The organism is Halothiobacillus diazotrophicus (assembly GCF_001663815.1).
GTDB lineage: Bacteria > Pseudomonadota > Gammaproteobacteria > Halothiobacillales > Halothiobacillaceae > Halothiobacillus > Halothiobacillus diazotrophicus.
The window spans coordinates 1,203,493-1,223,183 of sequence record NZ_CP016027.1 but is presented as its reverse complement, the minus strand read 5'-3'; the positions used below and the strand labels follow the sequence as shown (position 1 = coordinate 1,223,183).

Here is a 19,691-nt window from a genome sequence, read left to right as displayed (position 1 = left end):
ATCATTCGAGTCGACAGTCGACGCGAGCGTCGTGTGTCGTCACCCGATTAGAGGGTCGTACCGGTCGTCGGATTCAGCAGAACCGGTGTGGTGTGCGGTTGTGCCGTGAAGTCGAACAGGTCGTTGATCGAGCCGGCAGTCGCGTCAAACGAGCCGCCACCGATACGCTGGCCGCCGAGCCAGTTGTCTTCGATGAATTTGACGATGGACGCCTGGGAAATACGGGTGTGGCTGACGTAGTTCACCTTGGCATAGGGTGAAATCACCAGGAACGGAATGCGCGTGCCCGGGCCGCAACGACCGTTGACCGGCTTGCCGTTTACACCGTCCGGTGCCGTGCCGGTGCCGCAGGTGCCAACGCCATTGAGCTGGTCGGCCTGCGAATCGAAGGAGGCGCTGGTCGGGTTGGCATAGGCATGGTCGTACCAGCCGTCGGAGTCATCCCAGGCGACGATCACGGCCGTGTTCTTCCAGTCCGGCTGCTGCATGAGGAAGTTGACCACCTTGGTCGTGAAGGCCTGTTCGTCCAGCGGGTCGGAGTAGCCGGCGTGGCCATCCTGATAAGCCGGTGCCTTGACGTAGGAAACAGCCGGGAAGTTGCCCGCACTGACGGCATTCACGAAGTCCTGATAGCCGTACTCGTGGTTGGCCGGATCCTTGGTCTTGCCGTCGGCTTCGTAGGTGTAGCCGATGGCTGCCACGGAGCTCGGACGCGCATGGGTCGGGTTCGCGGTGGATGCATAGTACTGGAACCAGGCGTGGTGCGGGATGTAATCCGTGACGGTGGCGCCCACGGTGGCGGAATAGGTGCTGCGCTTACAGCCGGTGGTGCCGTTGGCATTGACGGTCTGCAGGTTGAAACCGGCCATGAAGCTGCCCCAGGTGATGTCGGCGGCATTCAGCAGGTCGCCGATGTTCTTGCCGCTCATCATGGCTTGGTCGGAGGCCTTGGAGCAGGTGTCGTGGCCCGGATCCACGTCGTTGATCATGGTGTAGCCGCCCTGGCCGTCGTTGATGTAGTAGGAGCCATACGCCCAGTAGGGGTTGCTCGTCGACGGTGCGTAGGTGAACGGCTGCTTGGTGGTGGCGACGATCTGCATGCCATTGGTCTGGCCGGATACGGCTTCCAGGGCACCCGGCGTCGAGGGGCCGTAGGTGTCGGTGTAGGCGTTGTCGCTCATGGCGAAGTTCTGCGCGTAGTTCCACATGGCGGTGACGGTGTTCCCGTCGTAATACCCCATGACCAGGCCCTTGGTATTGAAGGCCCCGGTGCCGCCGGAACCGGCGATGCCGGTGTACAGCGGGAACAGGTCGGCTGCGCCATTGTTATAGGCCAGTTCTTCTGCCGTATACGCGTGGTTCTGATCGGCGGTTGCCGCTTGGCTGCGGTCGAGGCGGAATGGGTTGGCGGCGTCGGTGCCATTGGCGGTGTTGGTGTAATTCGGGTTGTTGCTCAGCAGGGCAGGGGTCAGGCCATTGACCGACGGGGTGCCGGCAGCGGCCTGGAACATCGGCTCGCCGGTCGGGTTCGTCGCATTCGGATAGGTGCCGAAGTAGTGATCGAAGGAGACGTTCTCGTTGTAGATCACCACGACGTGCTTGATCGGCGTGGCGGTGGTCAGGTTGTCCGCGACCGCGGTGGAACCCACCGTGGAACCGCTCGGTTGCGTGGTGGTCGTGGTGGTCGTGCTTGCCGTTGGGGCAGGGGCGTTGCTGCTGTTGCAGGCGGCCAGGGACAGGCCGAGTGCGGTGGCAGCAACGGCAAATGCTGTTTTACGTACAGTGAACATGCGTGGCTCCTAAGTTGCTGGTCAGGTTGAACGAAAGTAGAACACGGAGGCAGGCATGATGACTGTCATATATTTCTAAAATCTTTAAAAACTATTTCATGAGCTAAATATTTGTGACGATTCCGATTTGGCGGGCGTTATGTGGATTTGCCGCCTTCACGCTCTGCCGTGTTGACCGCGCTTCGTCGGATTGCCTGGGGGGATGGCGGTCCGGCGTGTTTGTGGGTACCGAGGCTCTTTGGCCTGTCTGCCAATGGTGTCGGCGTGAACGGCGTGGGATGGCGGGCGGGATCAGGGGGGCGTGGCGTCAGGCGTCGCAGGCCCGGCGCACGCTGCGATTGATCGGGGTCAGGACCGTGTTGTGCTGTGCACAATCCGGATTGGCTTCGGGGTAGTCGCGAATGAAGTGCAAGCCTCGGCTCTCGTGACGGGCTAGGGCGGAACGTACGATCAGATCAGCCACTTCGACGAGGTTCCTCAGTTCGATGAGATTGTTGGTGATCCGGAAGTGCGCGTAATAGTCGTGAATTTCTCGGCGCAGCAGCGCGATACGGTGCTGGGCACGCTCCAGTCGTTTCGTGGTCCGGACGATGCCCACGTAATCCCACATGGCACGCCGAAGTTCGTCCCAGTTGTGCGTGACCACGACCGCTTCGTCGGCATCGGTGACCTGACTTTCATCCCAGTCCGGTACCGGCCAGTTGCGGCTGCAGGCCTCGGCATGGTTCGAGGCGATATGCTGCGCCGCCGCTTCGCCGTAGACGAGGCATTCGAGCAGGGAATTGCTGGCCAACCGGTTGGCACCGTGCAGACCGGTATGACTGGTTTCGCCGATGGCATACAGGCCGGCAATATCCGTTTGTCCCTGTTCGTCGACGTCGATGCCGCCGCAGGTGTAGTGGGCGGCCGGTACGACGGGCAGGGGCTGGCGCGTCATGTCGTACCCGTATTCCAGGCAGCGCTGGTGAATCATCGGGAAGTGCTGCTCGATGAATGCCTTGCCCTTGAAACTGATGTCGAGGTACACGCAGTCGATCCCCAGCCGTTTCATCTCGGCATCGATGGCACGTGCCACGACGTCGCGGGGCGCGAGTTCGGCATCGGGGTGGTAGTTTGGCATGAAGCGGGTGCCGTCGGGCAGGAGCAGGACGCCGCCCTCGCCGCGTACCGCCTCGCTGATCAGGAAGGATTTGGCGCGGGGCTCGAACAGGCAGGTCGGGTGGAATTGCATGAACTCCATGTTGGCGACACGGCAGCCCGCTCGCCAGCCCATGGCGATGCCGTCGCCGGTGGAGCTGTCGGGATTGGTGGAATACAGGTAGGCCTTGGCGGCGCCCCCGGTGGCGAGGATGACGTGCCGTGCACGGAGCGTGTGGACCCGATCCGCCTGCAGGTCGAGTACGTAGGCGCCGATGCAGCAGTTGGATTCTTCGGTGAGTCCGAGCCGCTGGGTCGTGATCAGGTCGATCGCCAGCTGGTATTCCACCAGACTGATGTTCGGTCTTGCCCGGACGGCGTCCAGCAGCGTTTCCATCAGGGTTCTGCCGGTGTGATCGGCCGCATGGGCCACACGCCGGGCGCCATGACCCCCCTCTCGGGTGAGATGCAGGTGACTCGATTCACCGTCATCACTGGAGAAGGGCATGCCCAGTTCGAGCAACCAATCGATCTGTCTGGATCCGGCCTCCACCACGCGGCGAACGGTATCCGCCTTGGGGAGCCCACTACCGGCGCGGCAGGTGTCCGCAATATGCTGCTCGATATCCTCGATGCCGCCGAGTGCCGCGGCAATGCCGCCCTGGGCCCAAGGTGTGCTGCCCGCACTGATCGGCCCCTTGCTCAGAATGGTCACGTTGAGTTCTGGCGGCAGGTGCAATGCGGCAGAGAGCCCGGCCGCGCCCGAACCGATGATCAGGACGTCGATGGACGGGGCAGGGATTGCGGATTGGGACATTGAAGTCGTGCTGGCTCTGGAAATCATGAGAGGCCGAGTATACCTGTGCAAAGGCGTGCCGCCCATGCTCCTTTGCCGCAGGTGCCGGAAGGGCAGCTGCGGTCAGAGCCCCCTGGGGGATGTCCCAGTTCGTGTCGATCAGCTTCGTGCCGGCCCCACCCAGACCTGCTGGGCGTTGACGAACATCTTGATGCCGTGCGGACCGAGTTCGCGGCCGTAGCCGGAGCGCTTGGTGCCGCCGCTGGGCAGGCGCGGGTCGGTCTTGACGATGCCGTTGATGGCGACCTGGCCGGTGTCGATCTCGGCGGCCATGGCGATGGCGCGGGCGGTGTCGGCCGTCCAGATCGCCGCGCCGAGGCCGTAGGGCGTGTCGTTGGCGATGCGCAGGGCGTCGTCGACGTCCTTGGCGGACATGGCCACCGCGATGGGCCCGAACGTCTCCTCGCAGCTCGCGACCATGCCCTCGCCGACGTCCGCCAACAGGGTGACGGGGTAGAAATACCCCGGCCCGTCCGGCATCTCGCCGCCGATCAGGCAACGCGCCCCGGCAGCGACCGTCGCGGTCACCTGTCGATGCAGGTTCTCGCGCAGGTCTTCGCGAGCGATGGGACCGACGTCGGTGGTTTCCAGCGCCGGATCGCCCATCTTCAGCTTCGCCAGTCGCGTCTGCAGTTTCTCCAGGAACGGCGCGTAGACCGGTTCCTCGACAATGATCCGCTTGGCGGCAATGCAGGACTGGCCCGCGTTGATGATCCGCGAGAGCACGACGACATCCGCCGCCTTGTCGAGGTCCGCATCGGCCAGGACGATCACCGGGTCGGAGCCGCCCAGCTCCAGCACCGCTGGCTTGATCTGCGCGGCAGCGGTGGCCGCGACAATGGCGCCGGCACGATCCGAGCCGGTGAACGACACCGCCCGGACCCGCTCGTCCTCGATGGCGGCGGCCACGTCCGGGGTCTCCAGCGGCAAGTTGACGAACACGCCGTCCGGCGCACCGGCCCGCTTGAAGACATCGGCGATCGCCTCGGCGCAGGCCGGGACGTGGGCGTCATGCTTCATCAGGCAGGTGTTGCCGGCCATCAGTGCCGGGGCGGCAAATCGGAAGGCAAGCCAGAACGGCGCGTTCCAGGGCAGGATGCCCAGCACCGGGCCGATGGGCAGGTACTGGACGTAACTGACCGTGGCGTCGGAATCGAGCATGTCCGGCGCGAGGTAGTTGGCCGCATTGCTGGCGTAATGCTCGGCACACCAGGCGGATTTCATGACCTCACCCCGGGCCTCGCGGATGGGTTTCCCCATCTCCTCGACCATGGGTTTGGCCAGCGCCTCGACGTCCTCGCGCATGATTTCAGCGACGCGGTTCAATAACGCCGCCCGCTCGGCGAACGACGTCTTGCGCCATTTCAGATACGCCTGCTGCGCCCGCTCGATCGCCGCCCCGCGTCCGGCGGCATCGAGCGAAGGGCTGCCGGGTAACGCCTTGCCCGTCGTGGGATTGATGGCAAAGAGCGTCATACGGCCTCCACCTTTTTGTCTCCCTTGTCGGTTTTCGACTTGTGCTTCTTGCCTTCCGACTTGGCGGTGGCGAGATCGATGACCGTGTCGTCGATCTTGCGCTTCCCTTCCTCGGGTTTGATCACGAAGTCCTGATCCAGGGTGAAGAACGACTCGCAGCTGTCCTTGGTGATATAGATCGTGTCGGAGATACCGCAGGTCTTGTCGCCGTCCACACCCCAGGCCCAGGGGATGATGTGGAAGGTCATGCCCTCGCGCAGTACCGTCTTGTCGCCGTGCATCAGACTGAGGATGTAGCCTTCGTCCCAGCTGGGCGGAAAGGCGATGCCGATGGAGTAGCCGGACCGGGTGATCAGCTTCCCGTGCTTGTCGTCCACGGTCATGATGCTGCGCACCAGGTTGTCCGCATCGGAGACGGTCACACCCGGACGGATCAGCGCCTTCACCTGGGCCAGCGCGGTCTTCATGCGTTCCTGGGCCTGCAGCATGTACTCGGTGGGTTCACCGAGCACGCAGGTGCGCATCATGGCAGTGTGATAGCGGCGGTAGCAGCCGCCCACCTCCATGAAGACGTGCTCGCCCGGCTTCACCACCCGGCCTTCCCAGGTGGCGTGGCCGATCATGGTCCGCGGACCGGAAGTCACGTAGGGCATCACCGCCGGCGCCTCACCGCCGGCCTTGAACATGGCCGCGGAGATTTCCGCCGCGATCTCGTTTTCTGTGACACCGGCACGGCACGCGGCCAGCCCGGCCTTCATGCCTGCCTCGGTGGCAATCGCCGCCTTGCGCATGATGTCAATCTCCACCGGGGACTTGGTGCGCCGTCCGCATTCGACGATACCGAAGCAATCCAGCAGGCGTGCATCGGTCAGACTGGTGCGCAGTGAGTCCTGCTGGTAGGCGGAGAAGAAGTAGCTGTTGCGCTCGTAGCCGAGGGTCTTGTGGGACAGGCCGAACTCCTTGAGGCTGGACACGAGCATCTGGATCGCATCGCCGCCGTCGGGATAGGGGCGGGTCAGCTCGACCCAGGTGCGGGCATGGACGTTGGACTCCTCCATGTTCCGGGTGATCATGAACGGTTCGTCGTTGACGGGCACCACCAGCGCCTGGAAGAACGAGTAGCCCGTGGTCTGGTAGTCCGTCAGATACATCAGATTTTCGGGGTCGGTGATGATCACCGCATCCAGCAGCCGTTCCTGCATCCGGGTCCGCAGTTCGCCGAGGCGGCGGGCGTACTCGTCCATGGGAAAGGTCATGTCGTCACGTTGTCTCATGAGATCGTCTCCATTTGGCTGGTTACGGCGTCGGCGAACAGCGCCAGTCCTTCGTTGAGGTCGTCGTCGGGAATGGTCAGGGGCGGGATGAGCTTGATGACCTGTCCGCGGGCGCCGCAGACGGCAGCCAACAGACCGCGATCGAAACAGGCTTTGGCGATGCGCTTGGACAGGTCGCCGTCGATGAAGTCGATCGCCTGCATCATGCCGCGTCCCCGCACCGCGAAGTCGGGGTAACGGGCGGCGAGTGCGTTCAGGGCATCGGCCATGATCTGACCCTTGCGCCGGGTGTCGGCCATGAAGGCCGGGTCGTCGAAATATTCCAGTGCCACGCGGCCCGCCACGAAGGACAGGTTCTGGCCCCGGAAGGTGCCGGTGTGCTCGCCCGGCAACCAGTGCCTGTCATGCTCCGGCTTGTTCAGGTTCATGGCCATCGGTGTGCCGAAACCGCCGATGCCCTTGGCCAGCGTGATGATGTCCGGATCCAGGCCGAATTCCTCGAAGCTGAAGTAGCTGCCGGTCCGGCCGCAGCCGGCCTGGATGTCGTCGACGATGAACAGGGCGCCGAGCTCCCGCGCCAGTTGCTGAATGCCTTGCAGCCATTCCTTGCTGGCCACGCGCACGCCCCCCTCGGCCTGGATCGTCTCGACCAGGAATGCGGCTGGCTTTGCCAGACCGCTGGAGGGGTTGTTGTACAGGGCTCGCATGCGGTCGAGCGAGGGCAGCCCGCAGCCGAGCTGGCAACCGGGGCAGGGCGTTTCGCAACCGAACGCCTGATGGGTGACATGGTTGAGCGGGACGCCTGCGGCATTGCGGAAGTGCGCATTGGTCGTGGCCCCGAGTGCGCCCAGGGTCATGCCGTGGAAGGCGTGATGAAAGGCAACCACCTCCGTGCGGCCGGTCACCCGTCGGGCCAGCTTGAGGGCGGCCTCGACGGCATTGGTTCCCGTGGGCCCGACGAACTGCAACCGGTAATCCATCTGGCGGGGTTTCAAGATGGTTTCGACGAATTTCTCGACGAAATCGCGTTTCGCCGTCGTGAACATGTCGAGACTGTGGGCGACGCCATCGTTCTGGATGTAGTCGATCAGGGCCGATTTCATTCGGGGGTTGTTATGACCGAAATTCAGTACCCCGGCTCCGGCATAGAAATCGATGAAGCTTTTTCCGGTTTCGTCGGTCTGACGGGCATTGCTGGCGGTCTTGAATACGGTGGGAACGACCCGGCAGTAGGCGCGAATTTCCGATTCCCATTGCTCAAAAATCTGCATACGACTCTCCTGAAGGGGTGAATGTCGATCAGATGCCGGGAGATAGCGGTACTGACCACGAGATTGCCCTCGACCGCTGCGTCCGCGGTCAGTGGCAGGGCGTGTCGATGCGGGCGCGGCGGAGCGCCGAGCGATCAGGGTGGCGACACACCAATCAAAGAGGCAAGAATTCGGCCAACTGGGTCGAGCAGCCGATCATTGAAGTCGTAGCGTGGGCTGTGGCAAGGCTCGTCGTGACCCGCGCCATCGTTGGCACCAATCAGTGCAAATGCCCCTGGAATCGCCTCCAGGTAATAGCTGAAATCTTCCGAAGCCATGATCGGGACAGGCAATTCGCTGTTGCACCAATCAGCGCCAAGGGTAAATTCAATCGCACCTCTATAGTGCAAAGCCGGTTCGGGATGGTTGACGGTGGCTTGATAGCGTGGCGTGAACACGACGTGTGCCCGGACTCCGTAACTGTGTGCCGTCCACTCAGCGATTTCTGTGATCAGGTGGCCGATCAGTGCGCGCGTGTTGGTGTCGGCGACCCGGACGCTACCAGCCAGACGGGCAGTTTCCGGAATCACGGTAATGCCGCTTGGGGCATTGATTGAGGTGACGCTGACGACCGCAGCCGTCTGGGGTGGCAGACGCCGCGAAACGATCTGCTGGAGGTTCAGGGTAATGGCGGCAGCGGCCAGAACCGGGTCGCGGCACAGTTCGGGCTGGCTGGCATGCCCGCCGCTGCCGGTGAGCTCGATCTCGAACACCGCGTTGGCGGCCATGATCGGGCCGTCTGGGCAAATGGCCCGGCCGAACGGAATGGCTGGCCAGTTGTGCCAGCCGAAGATCCAGTCCACACCCTCGAGGGCGCCGTCCTCGATCATGGCGCGTGCGCCGTGTCCACCTTCCTCCGCGGGCTGGAAAAGGAGGCTGACCGGACCGGGCAATTCGTGTTCGCGGGATTTGAGCCAGCGGGCCACGGCCATCAAGACCGCGGTGTGTCCGTCATGACCACAGGCATGCATGATGCCTGGGGTAAGGGAGGCCCATTCCGCGCCGGTTTGTTCGGTAATGGGCAGGGCGTCGATATCGCCGCGTAGCGCAATGTGGCGCCCCGTTGCGGTCGGGGCAAGCGTGGCCACGGTGCCTGTGCCGGCACATGATCGCCAGGGGATGTCGTGGTGCGTCAGCGCGTCACGGATCGTTCGTGCTGTCGCATGCTCCTGCCAGGTGAGTTCGGGTGCCCGATGCAGGGCGCGCCGCAGCTGCGTGGCATCTTCGAGGTACTGGGTCCAGGTCGACGACATACGTTGCCTTTGTAGTGGAGCAGACGGCTTGAAGGAAAGCCGGTTCGTTCCCCTACTTAAGCACAGGCGGTGCTATGGGGCAACCGGAGTACCGGTGCACTGCCGCTGGGGTCGATTGGTAGTCGATTGCCGGGGAGGGATCGGGCTATACTAAGACGTTTCATGCTGGCGGAGTTGGTCGTAAAGCGCCCTCTGTTCCTGGATGGATGAGATTTTTTGACGTTCCCGACACGAAGCGCAGCGGCGGGGTATCGGTAACGCGAGAGGGGCGGGTTGATGAGCATGAGGCTTTATGGCCACTGAACCGACTGATCAGGAATTGGTGTTGCGCGCCCAGCAGGGCGACCGACGGGCATTCGATCTGCTGGTGGTGAAATACCAGCATCGCGTGCTGCGTCTGGTCGGGCGTTTCGTCCGTGATCCGGATCAGGCGTTCGATCTCGCCCAGGAAGCGTTCATCAAGGCCTATCGTGCGCTCGGGAATTTTCGCGGGGAAAGCGCCTTCTATACCTGGTTGTACCGGATCGCCGTCAACACGGCCAAAAACCAGTTGGCTGCTCATGCCCGCGAAGGTTATTCCGTGTCACTGAACTCTGGTGGCGGAGACGAGTCTGAAGAGTCATTACCAGAGCCAGAGGCGTTGCGCGATTATGCAAGCCCCGAGGATATGGCCGCCACGAACGAGTTGGAGGCGGAAATCCGCGCGGCGATCAAGGCATTGCCGGAAGACTTGCGTACGGCACTCACCTTGCGGGAAATGGAAGGATTGAGCTACGAGGAGATCGCGGTGGTGATGAACTGCCCGATCGGTACCGTGCGTTCGCGCATTTTCCGTGCACGCGAGGCGGTGGAAGAACGGATACGGCCTCTGCTCAATGCATGAGGGCGTTGAGCAAGCCTTGGAAACTGACCTGTTTGGAACCCGCTGTGAACTTGGGGGACGATTGAATGACTACGCAACATCAACAGAATGCTCATCCCGTGTCCACGATGACCGCTGAAGAAGCGTTGTCGGCATGGTGGGATGGCGAGTGTGCCGATCAGCATGTACCGTGCGTCGATCGCTTCCTGGCCATGGCGACGGGTGATGCCCGCCAGAGTCTCCGGAGCTATTCGCTGATCGGTGCTGCGCTGCGGCATGAGCCGCTGGATATGCGGGACATTTCCCTGCTGGTTTCCGCGCGACTGGCTCAGGATGCTGCACGGGCCGACGAGGTTGTTCATGCCGCGCAGTCACCGGCACCCGCCGTGCTGCCATTTCCGCAGTCGCGGGTGCGGCGCTCGATCAATGCCTGGCGCGGCGGGATTGCGGCTTCCTTCGTGGCAGCGCTTGTGGGCATCGGTGTCTGGATGATGCCGCAGCAGGGCACCGAGCTGCCGTCGGCACCTGTCGGTACCGGCAACGCCCTTCAGGCTTCTGTCAGTCCGGGCACGATGCCCAAGTCCCCGGGGCTTGAGCCGGTCGCGATGCAGGTCGCGCCTGGCAGCGTCCTGCCGGCGTGGGCTCAGGCGTCATCTGCACGCAAGGCGCCGATGAACCCGTACCTGATGACGCATTTCGAATCCGCTTCCCCGGATCTGTCCGAAGTGATGCCCACATTGCGCATGATCAATTTTCATCCGGAGTAATCGATGGCGCGAGGGAATGTCGGACGCTGCATGATCGGTGCGTGGATGATGACGGCGTTGCTCGTCGGTCCGGCCGCATGGGCGCAGTCCGTAAACGTCTTTCAGATCGAATATCTGCACACGATTTCGGATGTGCCCGCTGCCGACGCGATGGCCTCCGAGCCGGATGCGGTCGCCCGTTTGGCGGCGATGACCGAAGCGATGCGCCAACGAAACTATGTTGGTACGTATGTCCATGTACGTGGTGACCAGATCGACACGACGCGTATCGAGCATTTGCTGACCGAACATGGCCCGCAGGAGCGTTTGGTGACGCTCAATGGCGAACCCCGGGAAATCGTCCGGCATGGCGCACACTGTGAATGCCAGTGGCCGAGCCGCAAGGAGGTGGTTTTCGGCGATTTCCCCGGCGTGCGGTCCCGGTTGTCGGGGGAGCGATTCGCCCAACCAGAGCAACTGACGCCCAACTATCGCATCGTCGGGTTGGGGGTTTCGCGCGTCGCCGACCGCGCCTGTCACGTGGTTGGTTTGATTCCCCGCGATGCGTTGCGTTACGGCTACAAGCTCTGTATCGGAGATGCGGACCATCTGTTGCTCCGCATGAGCATCTACAACGAGGACGGGTTGCCGATCGAGCATGATTTTTTCACGCAGATGGCCGAACCGGTCACCATCCCTGCGGCGTCTGGGGGGGCGTCCGGGGCCGATCCGATTCCGTTGGGCTCGCCCAAGACCATCCCGCCGGGGTTCAAGGTGGTCGAGGATCGGCATGTCGAGCCGCCGAAGCCTCTGGCTGCCGATGAGGGCTGGACCGTGTCTCCCGATCTTCCGGGGTATCACGTCAAAAGCCGCGTCTGGCGCGAAAACCCGGTAACACACCATCGCTTCGAACACATGATCGTGACGGACGGGCTGTCAACGGCATCGGTTTTTGTTGAAGATATTCCGGAAAAGCAGCGCCTTGATCCCGATGCGGCCAAATACGGCATGAATATTTACGTGCGTCAGTCCGGCTCGATGCGGATTACCGTGATCGGCGACTTGCCCATGGCTGCAATCAAGCAGATCTGTCAGTACACGGTCCCGGCCAAGATGGCTGCAGGGCGTGAGGCTGAGGGGAATCCCCTGCATGCACCCGGCAGTGAGGTGCGGTAAATCCATGAAGCATTCCCTCGATGTTTCCTCGTCCCGCGCGGAGCCCGTGACGGGCTCGTTGGCGCATGCGACGCAGCAATTTGCGACGGCAGATACAGCCACCGGCGAGATCGCATCCACCGAGATGATCCGTGAACAGGGGGAAGTGGTGGCTTTGGTGCCGGGCGGTGTGCTGGTCGAAACCCAGCGCGCGAGCGGCTGCGCCTCCTGTTCCTCGCAGAAGGGCTGTGGCGTACGCGTTTTACAGGGCGTATTCGGCGGTCGTCGTCATCGCGTCACGGCTCAGACGACCCTTCCGCTGCGGATCGGCGATCGTGTGGAATTGGTGTTGCCGGCATCGGCCCTGGTGCACGCAGCCCTCCTGATGTACCTGCTGCCGCTGGTGGCGCTGGTGGTGGGCGCCGTGATCGGCCAGATCGTATTCCATACAAACGGGGCCGCCATTCTGGGTAGTGCATCCGGCTTCGTTCTTTCCCTCGTCCTTGTCGCTCGGCTGCAATCCGCAACCCATCGTCAGGGCCGTTTTGCGCCCCGGGTCGAGCAGGTGCTTTTCCGGGCGGCAGACTGAGCAAAGCGGGTTGGGCATCGGCGTGGATTCCGCTGGGTGCTCGTTGTTTTTGCGGTAAACTGGTCGCGAACAGTCGATATTTGCCCTCCAGGACGTGATCCACCTCATGCCACATCCCTTCGCGCTTTCCGCTTTTTTTCGACGTCGTTTGGCGTCGCGGCGACCTGCCGGCAATCGTGCCGCGTTTGTGCTTGCCTTGCTCGTGCCCTTGACCGGTCTCGTTGTCGGCTGCAATGAGCAGGCGCCCACGGCGCAGGTTCGCGGGCTCCCCGATTTTTCCGCGCTCGTCGCTGCAAACAACGATTCAGTCGTCAATGTCCGGGCCATCGTGCCGTTGCCGGCCATGTCCGATGATGCCCAGAGTGATAAGGCCCCATCCAAAGACGACAAGAATCTGGATGAGTTTTTCCGGCAGTTTTTCGGGTTCAATGGGCAAACGCCGCCCGCGGATGGCGGCTCAGGCCAAACTGCGCCACCCGCACCGCCCAAGCCGGAATCCAGCAGCGGGTCCGGGTTTGTCCTGAGTTCCGATGGATACATTCTGACGAACGAGCATGTGGTGGATGGCGCCAGTGAGGTCTTCGTGCGGTTGCTGGATGGTCGAGAGTTTCGGGCCAAGGTACGGGGGATCGACGTGCCCGGTGATATTGCCCTGCTCAAGATCGACGCGAAGGGCCTGCGCCCGGTCAAACTGGGGAATTCGGACCTCGTCAAGCCCGGTCAGTGGGCAGTGGCGATCGGCTCGCCCTTCGGGTTCGATCACTCCGTCACGGCGGGGGTGATCAGCGCGAAGGGGCGGTCGCTCCCCGACGAGGCTGACCAGCGTTATGTGCCGTTCCTGCAGACGGATGTAGCGATCAATCCCGGCAGTTCGGGCGGCCCGCTCTTCAACGTGAATGGCGCGGTGGTCGGCATCAATTCGCAGATTTTCACCGAGTCGGGCGGGTATAACGGTCTCTCCTTCGCGATTCCAATCAATTACGCCATGCAGGTCGTCGATCAGCTCAAGCGTTTCGGCAAGGTCGAGCGGGGGTTCCTCGGCGTGCAGATCCAGTCCGTGGATCGCGCCATGGCCTCCGCGCTGGGTCTGGATCGTCCGACCGGTGCGCTGATTACCGGTTTCATTGCGGCGTCCCCGGCCGAGAAGTCCGACCTGCAGCCTGGTGATGTCATCCTATCCGCCAATGGCGAACCCATTACCGAATCCAGCGATCTGCCTCAGGTGATCGGTGTCTTGCCCCCGGATTCCGATGTCAAGTTGCGTGTCCTGACTCAGGGCAAACAGCACACGGTGGTTGTCCGGCTCGGTACCTTGCCGACGGATGCGCCGGCCCAGGTGCAATCCATGAAGTCCCATGATCTGATCATCAACGACTACGGCTTGCTGTTGACCGAAGAGGCGCATCAGATTCGGATCAAGGCGGTGGCGCCAAATGGTCCGGCCGCCAAGGCGGGCCTGAGCGCCCAGGATATTCTTTTGACGTTCAATCAGCGCCCGCTGGACTCCCTGGCGGCAGCGGAGGCCGCATTCAATGCGGCGCGGAAGGATGCGCCCAACGCCGTGCTGATCCGCCGTGGCGACCAGCAGCATTTCCTGGCGTTGTCGGCCCAGCCGGATTGAGTCAACCTCGTCAGGCCGGTGAATCGGTTATACTGCCGCGCTTTGCGTTGCGCGATAGTAGGTCGCGCGAAAGCTCTTAGCGGGCGCGGTCCCGTTGGCCGGGCACGTTTTCCCGATGATCAATTGACCTATTACCGAGTAAATTTATGTCCGAACGGCTCTCGCTGATTCGCAATTTTTCGATTATTGCCCATATCGACCACGGCAAGTCGACCCTGTCCGACCGTATCATTCAACTGTGCGGCGGTCTTTCCGACCGCGAAATGGATGCCCAGGTGCTCGATTCGATGGATATCGAGCGCGAACGCGGCATCACCATCAAGGCACAGAGCGTTTCCCTTGATTACGCCGCAAGGAACGGCAAGACCTATCGCCTCAATTTCATCGACACGCCGGGCCATGTGGATTTTTCCTACGAGGTGTCTCGTTCGCTGGCCGCCTGCGAGGGGGCATTGCTGGTCGTGGACGCATCCCAGGGGGTCGAGGCGCAGTCGGTGGCCAACTGTTATACGGCCATCGATCTTGGTCTGACGGTCGTACCCGTGTTGAACAAGATCGATCTGCCCGCCGCCGAACCGGATCGCGTGAAAGGGGAAATCGAGGACGTGATCGGCATCGATGCCCGGGATGCCGTCCTCACCTCCGCCAAGACCGGTGTGGGCGTACAGGATGTCATCGAGCGTTTGATCGAGGAAATCCCGCCGCCGGTCGGCAACGAGGAAGGGCCGCTGAAGGCGCTGATCATCGACTCCTGGTTCGATAATTACGTGGGGGTCGTCGCCCTCGTCCGCGTGATTGATGGCTGCATCCTGCCCAAGCGGAAGATCAAGGCCATGGGCACCGGGGATGTCTTCCTCGTCGACAAGGTGGGGGTATTCACGCCCAAGACCCTGCCCCGCGAGGGTTTGTATGCCGGCGACGTGGGCTTCGTGATTGCCGGGATCAAGGATATCGATTCGGCCAAGGTCGGCGATACCCTGACTGATGCGGAAAACGGCGCGACCCAGGCCTTGCCCGGCTTCAAGGAAATGCAGCCGCGGGTCTTCTCCGGGCTGTATCCGGTCGAGGGTGAGGATTACGAGGATCTCCGCGAGGCCCTGCGCAAGCTGCGGCTGAACGATGCGGCGCTGCACTTCGAGCCGGAGGTGTCCCAGGCCTTGGGTTTCGGATTCCGCTGCGGCTTTCTGGGGTTGCTCCACATGGAGATTGTCCAGGAACGCCTGGAGCGCGAATACGATCTCGATCTGATCACGACGGCGCCGACCGTTGTCTATGAGATCGAAGAGACGGACGGTACCGTCAATCAGATCCACAATCCGGCCCAGTTGCCCAATGTCAGCAATATCAAGGAAATGCGCGAGCCCATCATCGAGGCGAGCATTTTCTGCCCTGACGAGTACGTGGGTGCCGTGATCGGTCTCTGCATCGAGAAGCGCGGCGTGCAGAAGAACATGAGTTATGCCGGCAAGCAGGTCACCCTGATTTTCGAACTGCCGTTGGGCGAGGTCGTGCTGGATTTCTTCGACCGGCTCAAATCGGTGAGTCGCGGATATGCCTCGTTCGACTACAAGTTCGTCCGCTTCCAGGCGGCGGATCTCGTGAAGATGGACATGCTGATCAACGGCGAGGTGGTCGATGCACTCTCCCTGATCGTGCATCGCAGCGTCGCCCAGTCCCGCGGGCGCAGTCTGGCCGAAAAATTGAAGGAACTCATTCCCTCCCAGATGTTCGAAGTGGCTGTGCAGGCGGCTATCGGGGCGAAGATCATTGCCCGGACGACGGTCAAGGCCATGCGCAAGAACGTGTTGGCCAAATGTTACGGCGGCGATGTTTCCCGCAAGAAAAAGCTGCTCGAAAAGCAGAAAAAGGGCAAGAAACGCATGAAACAGGTGGGGCAGGTGGAAGTGCCGCAGGAGGCATTCCTGGCCGTGCTGCAAATGGATTCGAACAAGTGATCGTGCTGATCGCGCATTGACTGACGGAGAAAACGACTTTGGACTTTACGCTGATTCTCGTGCTGGGCACGTTGTTGACGGGGCTGATCTGGCTGACCGATTCCCTGCTGTTCAAACCGGCCCGCACGCGCAGGGCGGGGACTGGCGAGGTCTCGGACAAGCCTGTCGAGATCCACGAGCCGCTGTTGGTCGATTATGCCCGGTCGTTCTTTCCGGTCCTGCTGATCGTCCTGGTGGTTCGGTCGTTCATCGCCGAGCCCTTCCGCATCCCCTCCGGTTCGATGATGCCGACCCTGCTGGTGGGTGATTTCATTTTGGTGAACAAGTTCAGCTATGGCCTGCGCCTGCCGGTGCTCGATACCAAGATCCTGCCGATCGGCGAACCGAAGCGCGGGGATGTGGTCGTGTTCCGTTACCCCAAGGATCCCAAGGTGGATTACATCAAGCGGATCATCGGGTTGCCAGGCGACCATATTCGCGTGGTCGGCAACAAACTGTGGGTCAACGATGTGCTGCAACCGGAAAAACTCGTGGGCGTCTATCCCGGGGATGACGCGATGCGTATGGCCGGCACGGACGTCTATGAGGAAAATCTCACCGGAATCCAGCACAAGGTTCTGTTCGAGAAAGATGGCTATCGCCGCGACGGCGAATGGGTCGTGCCGCCCCATCATTATTTCGCCATGGGCGACAATCGCGACAACAGCAACGACAGTCGCTATTGGGGGTTTGTCCCCGAAGCCAATCTGGTGGGCAAGGCCTTTATTATTTGGTTGCATTGGGACTGGAAAGACGGCAAATTTGATGCCAGTCGCATCGGCAAGAGCGTCCACTAATTGTTTGATCACCGTCAGTTTAAGGAAGAGGAAACGAGCATGATGCCCCATCATTCAACCCTGTCGTTCACGCAGGGACCCAAGCGCCAGGCCGGCATGACGCTGATCGGATTGATCCTGTACGCGTTCATCGCGTTCTTTGTCGCGATTTTGCTGATGAAGATCGTGCCGCTCTACCTCACCGACCAGAAGATCACCAGTATCTTCACGCAATTGAAGAACTTTCATGGCGGGCCGCAGGAAATCCGTTCGACGATCGATAAGCAGCTGGATGTGAACGAGGTCGACAACATTACGGCGAAGGATTTCAAGATCACGCCCTTTGGCAATGGCTTCAAGGTGCAATACAACTACGAGGGGCGCGCGGACATCGTCGGCAATCTGGCCATCGTGGCGTCTTTCGAACATCAAGTGAATGTCAGTCCCTAAGTCCAGTTTGAAGTCAACCAGCCCCCTGGTGGGCGAACCGGAGCGTCTGGCTCAGTTGCTGGGCATCGAATTCGCCGAGTCCGACCTTCTGGTCATGGCCCTGCGACATCGATCCGCCGGCAACCTCAACAACGAGCGGCTCGAGTTTCTGGGCGATGCCATCCTGAACCTCGTGATTGCCGACCGACTCTACGCGCTGCATCCCGATGCTGCAGAGGGCGCTCTGTCCCGCTGGCGGGCCAGTGTCGTGCGCGAGGAGACGCTGGCCACGGTCGCGCGGGGTCTGAACCTGGGGGATTATCTGGTCCTGGGTTCCGGTGAGCTGAAAAGCGGAGGGTTTCGTCGCGACTCCATCCTGGCCGATGCGCTGGAAGCCACCATCGGCGCCGTATATCTCGATCAGGGTTTTGCCGTGGCCAAGGCCATGGTCGAGCGCCTTTTTGCCGCGTTGCTGGAAAATCTGCCTGATGCGGCCAGCCTGAAGGATCCCAAGACGCGTCTTCAAGAATTTCTTCAGAGCGGCAAGCTCGATCTGCCGACCTACGAAGTCACCGACGTGCGTGGACAGGCGCACAAGCAGGTGTTCGAGGTGACCTGCCGCTTGACGCACAACCAACTGACCAGCGTGGGGCGGGGGAGTTCGCGCCGCAAGGCGGAGCAGGCGGCGGCAGAGCGGATGCTGGTGCAACTGACGGCGGCAACGGGGTCATCGCCCCGGCAGGGTGGTCATGAGGCCGGTTGATGCCGCTGCGCCCGGTGAGGCGGGGACAACCCTGCGTTTCGGGCAGATCGCGATCGTCGGCCGTCCGAACGTCGGCAAGTCCAGCCTGCTCAATCGCCTGGTCGGTCAGAAGATCAGCATCACCGCGCCTAAGCCGCAGACGACCCGTCACCGGATCACCGGGATCTTGAGCGAGGATAGGGGTCAGATCGTCTTTGTCGATACGCCCGGCATTCACCAGGGCGGCAGCGATGCCCTGAATCGTCAACTCAACCGGACGGCGCGGAGCGGTTTTGACGATGTGGATATGATCCTGTTCGTGGTTCAGGCCGGTCGTTTTACCGAGGAGGATGCCGCCGTGCTGGCGCTGGTTCGTCAGGCAAATCTGCCGACGATTCTGCTCGTCAACAAGATCGATCTCGTCAAGGACAAGGCGGCGCTGCTGCCCTTTCTGATGGAGATGCAGGGGCGCTTCGACTTCACCGCGCTGTACCCGATATCCGCCCGCCGTGACCGGGGTTTTGAAGGTCTCATCGATCTGTTGTTCACGCATCTGCCCGTGGGTGAACCCATGTACGATCCGGATGAGGTGACGACGATCACCACCCGGTTCATGGCTGCAGAAATCATCCGCGAAAAGCTTGCCCGTCTGTTGCATGACGAGTTGCCCTACAAGACTACGGTGATGATCGAGCGATTTGCCAGTGCGCCGACGGTCACGGAAATCGATGCCGTCATCTACGTTGCTCGGGAAAGTCAGAAGGGGATCGTGATCGGCAAGGGCGGCAGCAAGCTCAAGGAAGTGGGCAGCCAGGCCCGGCACGATCTTGAGCAGATGCTGGAAACCCGCGTCATGCTGCAGCTCTGGGTGCGCGTCCGCGAAGACTGGGCCGATGACGAGCGCGCCGTGCAGTCGCTTGGCTATCAGTTGCCCGAATAACCGCCGGAGCCGTCGTGACCCGCGCTTATGTGCTCCACACGCGGCCCTGGCGCGAAACGAGCCTGCTGGTTGACTGGTTCACGGAAGATCATGGGCGATTGATGACCCGGCAGCGCGGCGCGCGTCAGTCGGGACGAAAGTCCACGGGGCGGCCATTGCCTTTTCAGGGGGTACAGATGGTGCTCGCCGGTCGGGGCGACATGAAGACCGCGACTCAGATCGACCTGACGGAACCGCCGCGTATCCTGTCCGGGCAGTCCTTGGCCGTAGGCTTTTATTTCAACGAATTGTTGATGCGCACCCTGGAGCGACAGGAGCCGATGCCTGGGCTGTTTTGTCGTTATGGCGAGGCGCTGGCTCAGTTGTCGTGCCAGGCTCTTCAACTGGGTATCGTTATCCGGGGGTTCGAACGTGACCTGCTCGATGAACTCGGATTCGGCATCGACTGGACCCATACGGCAGACTTGGCTGAGACCCTTGAGGCCGACGCGACCTACTGGGTCGATGCCGAGGTCGGTATTCTCTCGCGACCGGCCCCGGGCGGGCTTTCGTTGCCGGGACGCGTGCTCCAGGCAATAGCAGGAGATAAACTGCCCGACTCGAATTCGGATCAGCGCCTGGCGCGGGATCTGATGCAATATTTGTTGCGTCCGCACGTGGGCTCGGCCCCGTTTCGTAGCCGGGAACTGTGGCAGTCCGTGCCCAGCCCCGATCGTGCTATCGCTGATTCATAAGACAGGA

At 61.9% G+C, this 19,691-nt stretch carries 17 protein-coding genes; 11 read left to right on the top strand and 6 right to left on the bottom strand.

Annotated features, from left to right (window positions below; genetic code table 11):
• Nucleotides 1-47 precede the first annotated feature (47 nt).
• The 6 genes from A9404_RS05400 to doeB2 all read right to left on the bottom strand — a co-directional run bounded on the left by A9404_RS05400 (nucleotide 48) and on the right by doeB2 (nucleotide 9,096).
• The gene (locus A9404_RS05400; protein ID WP_066099249.1) at nucleotides 48-1,790 is read right to left on the bottom strand and encodes a phospholipase C; all 1,743 of its coding nucleotides are present in this window, start codon (nucleotides 1,788-1,790) and stop codon (nucleotides 48-50) included.
• A 307-nt stretch (nucleotides 1,791-2,097) separates the two neighbouring features.
• Nucleotides 2,098-3,744, bottom strand: coding sequence for an L-aspartate oxidase (nadB, locus tag A9404_RS05395; RefSeq protein WP_066099248.1), 1,647 nt, complete (start codon nucleotides 3,742-3,744; stop codon nucleotides 2,098-2,100).
• 138 nt (nucleotides 3,745-3,882) lie between these two features.
• A complete protein-coding gene (locus A9404_RS05390; protein ID WP_066099247.1) occupies nucleotides 3,883-5,259 on the bottom strand; it encodes an NAD-dependent succinate-semialdehyde dehydrogenase in 1,377 nt (458 codons plus the stop codon).
• Nucleotides 5,256-6,533, bottom strand: coding sequence for an ectoine hydrolase (gene doeA / locus A9404_RS05385; RefSeq protein ID WP_066099246.1), 1,278 nt, complete (start codon nucleotides 6,531-6,533; stop codon nucleotides 5,256-5,258). Before doeA ends, A9404_RS05390 begins: the two co-directional genes overlap by 4 nt.
• Nucleotides 6,530-7,804: an aspartate aminotransferase family protein gene (locus A9404_RS05380; protein ID WP_066099245.1), complete on the bottom strand. Its 1,275-nt coding sequence runs from the start codon at nucleotides 7,802-7,804 to the stop codon at nucleotides 6,530-6,532. Before A9404_RS05380 ends, doeA begins: the two co-directional genes overlap by 4 nt.
• A gap of 134 nt (nucleotides 7,805-7,938) precedes the next feature.
• Nucleotides 7,939-9,096: a N(2)-acetyl-L-2,4-diaminobutanoate deacetylase DoeB2 gene (doeB2, locus tag A9404_RS05375; RefSeq protein ID WP_066099244.1), complete on the bottom strand. Its 1,158-nt coding sequence runs from the start codon at nucleotides 9,094-9,096 to the stop codon at nucleotides 7,939-7,941.
• Nucleotides 9,097-9,388: 292 nt separating this feature from the next.
• On the opposite strand from doeB2, the gene rpoE reads away from it, so the two are divergent.
• From rpoE to recO, 11 genes are all read left to right on the top strand, one after another.
• Nucleotides 9,389-9,979, top strand: coding sequence for an RNA polymerase sigma factor RpoE (gene rpoE / locus A9404_RS05370; protein ID WP_066099243.1), 591 nt, complete (start codon nucleotides 9,389-9,391; stop codon nucleotides 9,977-9,979).
• A gap of 65 nt (nucleotides 9,980-10,044) precedes the next feature.
• Nucleotides 10,045-10,725 (top strand): sigma-E factor negative regulatory protein, encoded by a 681-nt coding sequence (locus A9404_RS05365; RefSeq protein ID WP_066099242.1) that lies wholly within the window; start codon nucleotides 10,045-10,047, stop codon nucleotides 10,723-10,725.
• Nucleotides 10,726-10,728: 3 nt separating this feature from the next.
• Nucleotides 10,729-11,880: a MucB/RseB C-terminal domain-containing protein gene (locus tag A9404_RS05360; RefSeq protein WP_082922761.1), complete on the top strand. Its 1,152-nt coding sequence runs from the start codon at nucleotides 10,729-10,731 to the stop codon at nucleotides 11,878-11,880.
• Nucleotides 11,881-11,884: 4 nt separating this feature from the next.
• Nucleotides 11,885-12,448, top strand: a complete 564-nt coding sequence (locus A9404_RS05355) for a SoxR reducing system RseC family protein (protein WP_197490445.1) — start codon at nucleotides 11,885-11,887, stop codon at nucleotides 12,446-12,448.
• Between the two features lie 106 nt (nucleotides 12,449-12,554).
• Nucleotides 12,555-14,069 (top strand): trypsin-like peptidase domain-containing protein, encoded by a 1,515-nt coding sequence (locus A9404_RS05350; RefSeq protein WP_082922759.1) that lies wholly within the window; start codon nucleotides 12,555-12,557, stop codon nucleotides 14,067-14,069.
• Between the two features lie 146 nt (nucleotides 14,070-14,215).
• Nucleotides 14,216-16,024, top strand: a complete 1,809-nt coding sequence (gene lepA, locus A9404_RS05345) for a translation elongation factor 4 (protein WP_066099240.1) — start codon at nucleotides 14,216-14,218, stop codon at nucleotides 16,022-16,024.
• Nucleotides 16,025-16,062: 38 nt separating this feature from the next.
• Nucleotides 16,063-16,860: a signal peptidase I gene (gene lepB, locus A9404_RS05340; RefSeq protein WP_066099239.1), complete on the top strand. Its 798-nt coding sequence runs from the start codon at nucleotides 16,063-16,065 to the stop codon at nucleotides 16,858-16,860.
• Nucleotides 16,861-16,899: 39 nt separating this feature from the next.
• Nucleotides 16,900-17,289, top strand: coding sequence for a DUF4845 domain-containing protein (locus A9404_RS05335; protein ID WP_066099238.1), 390 nt, complete (start codon nucleotides 16,900-16,902; stop codon nucleotides 17,287-17,289).
• Nucleotides 17,276-18,031, top strand: coding sequence for a ribonuclease III (gene rnc, locus A9404_RS05330; RefSeq protein ID WP_066099237.1), 756 nt, complete (start codon nucleotides 17,276-17,278; stop codon nucleotides 18,029-18,031). The genes A9404_RS05335 and rnc overlap by 14 nt, the downstream gene beginning before the upstream one ends.
• Complete coding sequence (gene era, locus A9404_RS05325) at nucleotides 18,018-18,950, top strand: GTPase Era (protein WP_066099236.1); 933 nt, start codon at nucleotides 18,018-18,020, stop codon at nucleotides 18,948-18,950. Before rnc ends, era begins: the two co-directional genes overlap by 14 nt.
• 14 nt (nucleotides 18,951-18,964) lie before the next feature.
• Nucleotides 18,965-19,684 carry a DNA repair protein RecO gene (gene recO / locus A9404_RS05320; protein WP_066099235.1) on the top strand — a complete coding sequence of 240 codons (720 nt, stop codon included), beginning with the start codon at nucleotides 18,965-18,967 and terminating at the stop codon, nucleotides 19,682-19,684.
• Nucleotides 19,685-19,691 lie beyond the last annotated feature (7 nt).

Bases quoted from the DNA above. Each gene is read 5' to 3' on its own strand.
- A9404_RS05400 (WP_066099249.1), bottom strand. From the start codon at position 1,790: ATGTTCACTGTACGTAAAACAGCATTTGCCGTTGCTGCCACCGCACTC.
- nadB (WP_066099248.1), bottom strand. From the start codon at position 3,744: ATGTCCCAATCCGCAATCCCTGCCCCGTCCATCGACGTCCTGATCATC.
- A9404_RS05390 (WP_066099247.1), bottom strand. From the start codon at position 5,259: ATGACGCTCTTTGCCATCAATCCCACGACGGGCAAGGCGTTACCCGGC.
- doeA (WP_066099246.1), bottom strand. From the start codon at position 6,533: ATGAGACAACGTGACGACATGACCTTTCCCATGGACGAGTACGCCCGC.
- A9404_RS05380 (WP_066099245.1), bottom strand. From the start codon at position 7,804: ATGCAGATTTTTGAGCAATGGGAATCGGAAATTCGCGCCTACTGCCGG.
- doeB2 (WP_066099244.1), bottom strand. From the start codon at position 9,096: ATGTCGTCGACCTGGACCCAGTACCTCGAAGATGCCACGCAGCTGCGG.
- rpoE (WP_066099243.1), top strand. From the start codon at position 9,389: ATGGCCACTGAACCGACTGATCAGGAATTGGTGTTGCGCGCCCAGCAG.
- A9404_RS05365 (WP_066099242.1), top strand. From the start codon at position 10,045: ATGACTACGCAACATCAACAGAATGCTCATCCCGTGTCCACGATGACC.
- A9404_RS05360 (WP_082922761.1), top strand. From the start codon at position 10,729: ATGGCGCGAGGGAATGTCGGACGCTGCATGATCGGTGCGTGGATGATG.
- A9404_RS05355 (WP_197490445.1), top strand. From the start codon at position 11,885: ATGAAGCATTCCCTCGATGTTTCCTCGTCCCGCGCGGAGCCCGTGACG.
- A9404_RS05350 (WP_082922759.1), top strand. From the start codon at position 12,555: ATGCCACATCCCTTCGCGCTTTCCGCTTTTTTTCGACGTCGTTTGGCG.
- lepA (WP_066099240.1), top strand. From the start codon at position 14,216: ATGTCCGAACGGCTCTCGCTGATTCGCAATTTTTCGATTATTGCCCAT.
- A9404_RS05335 (WP_066099238.1), top strand. From the start codon at position 16,900: ATGATGCCCCATCATTCAACCCTGTCGTTCACGCAGGGACCCAAGCGC.
- rnc (WP_066099237.1), top strand. From the start codon at position 17,276: ATGTCAGTCCCTAAGTCCAGTTTGAAGTCAACCAGCCCCCTGGTGGGC.
- era (WP_066099236.1), top strand. From the start codon at position 18,018: ATGAGGCCGGTTGATGCCGCTGCGCCCGGTGAGGCGGGGACAACCCTG.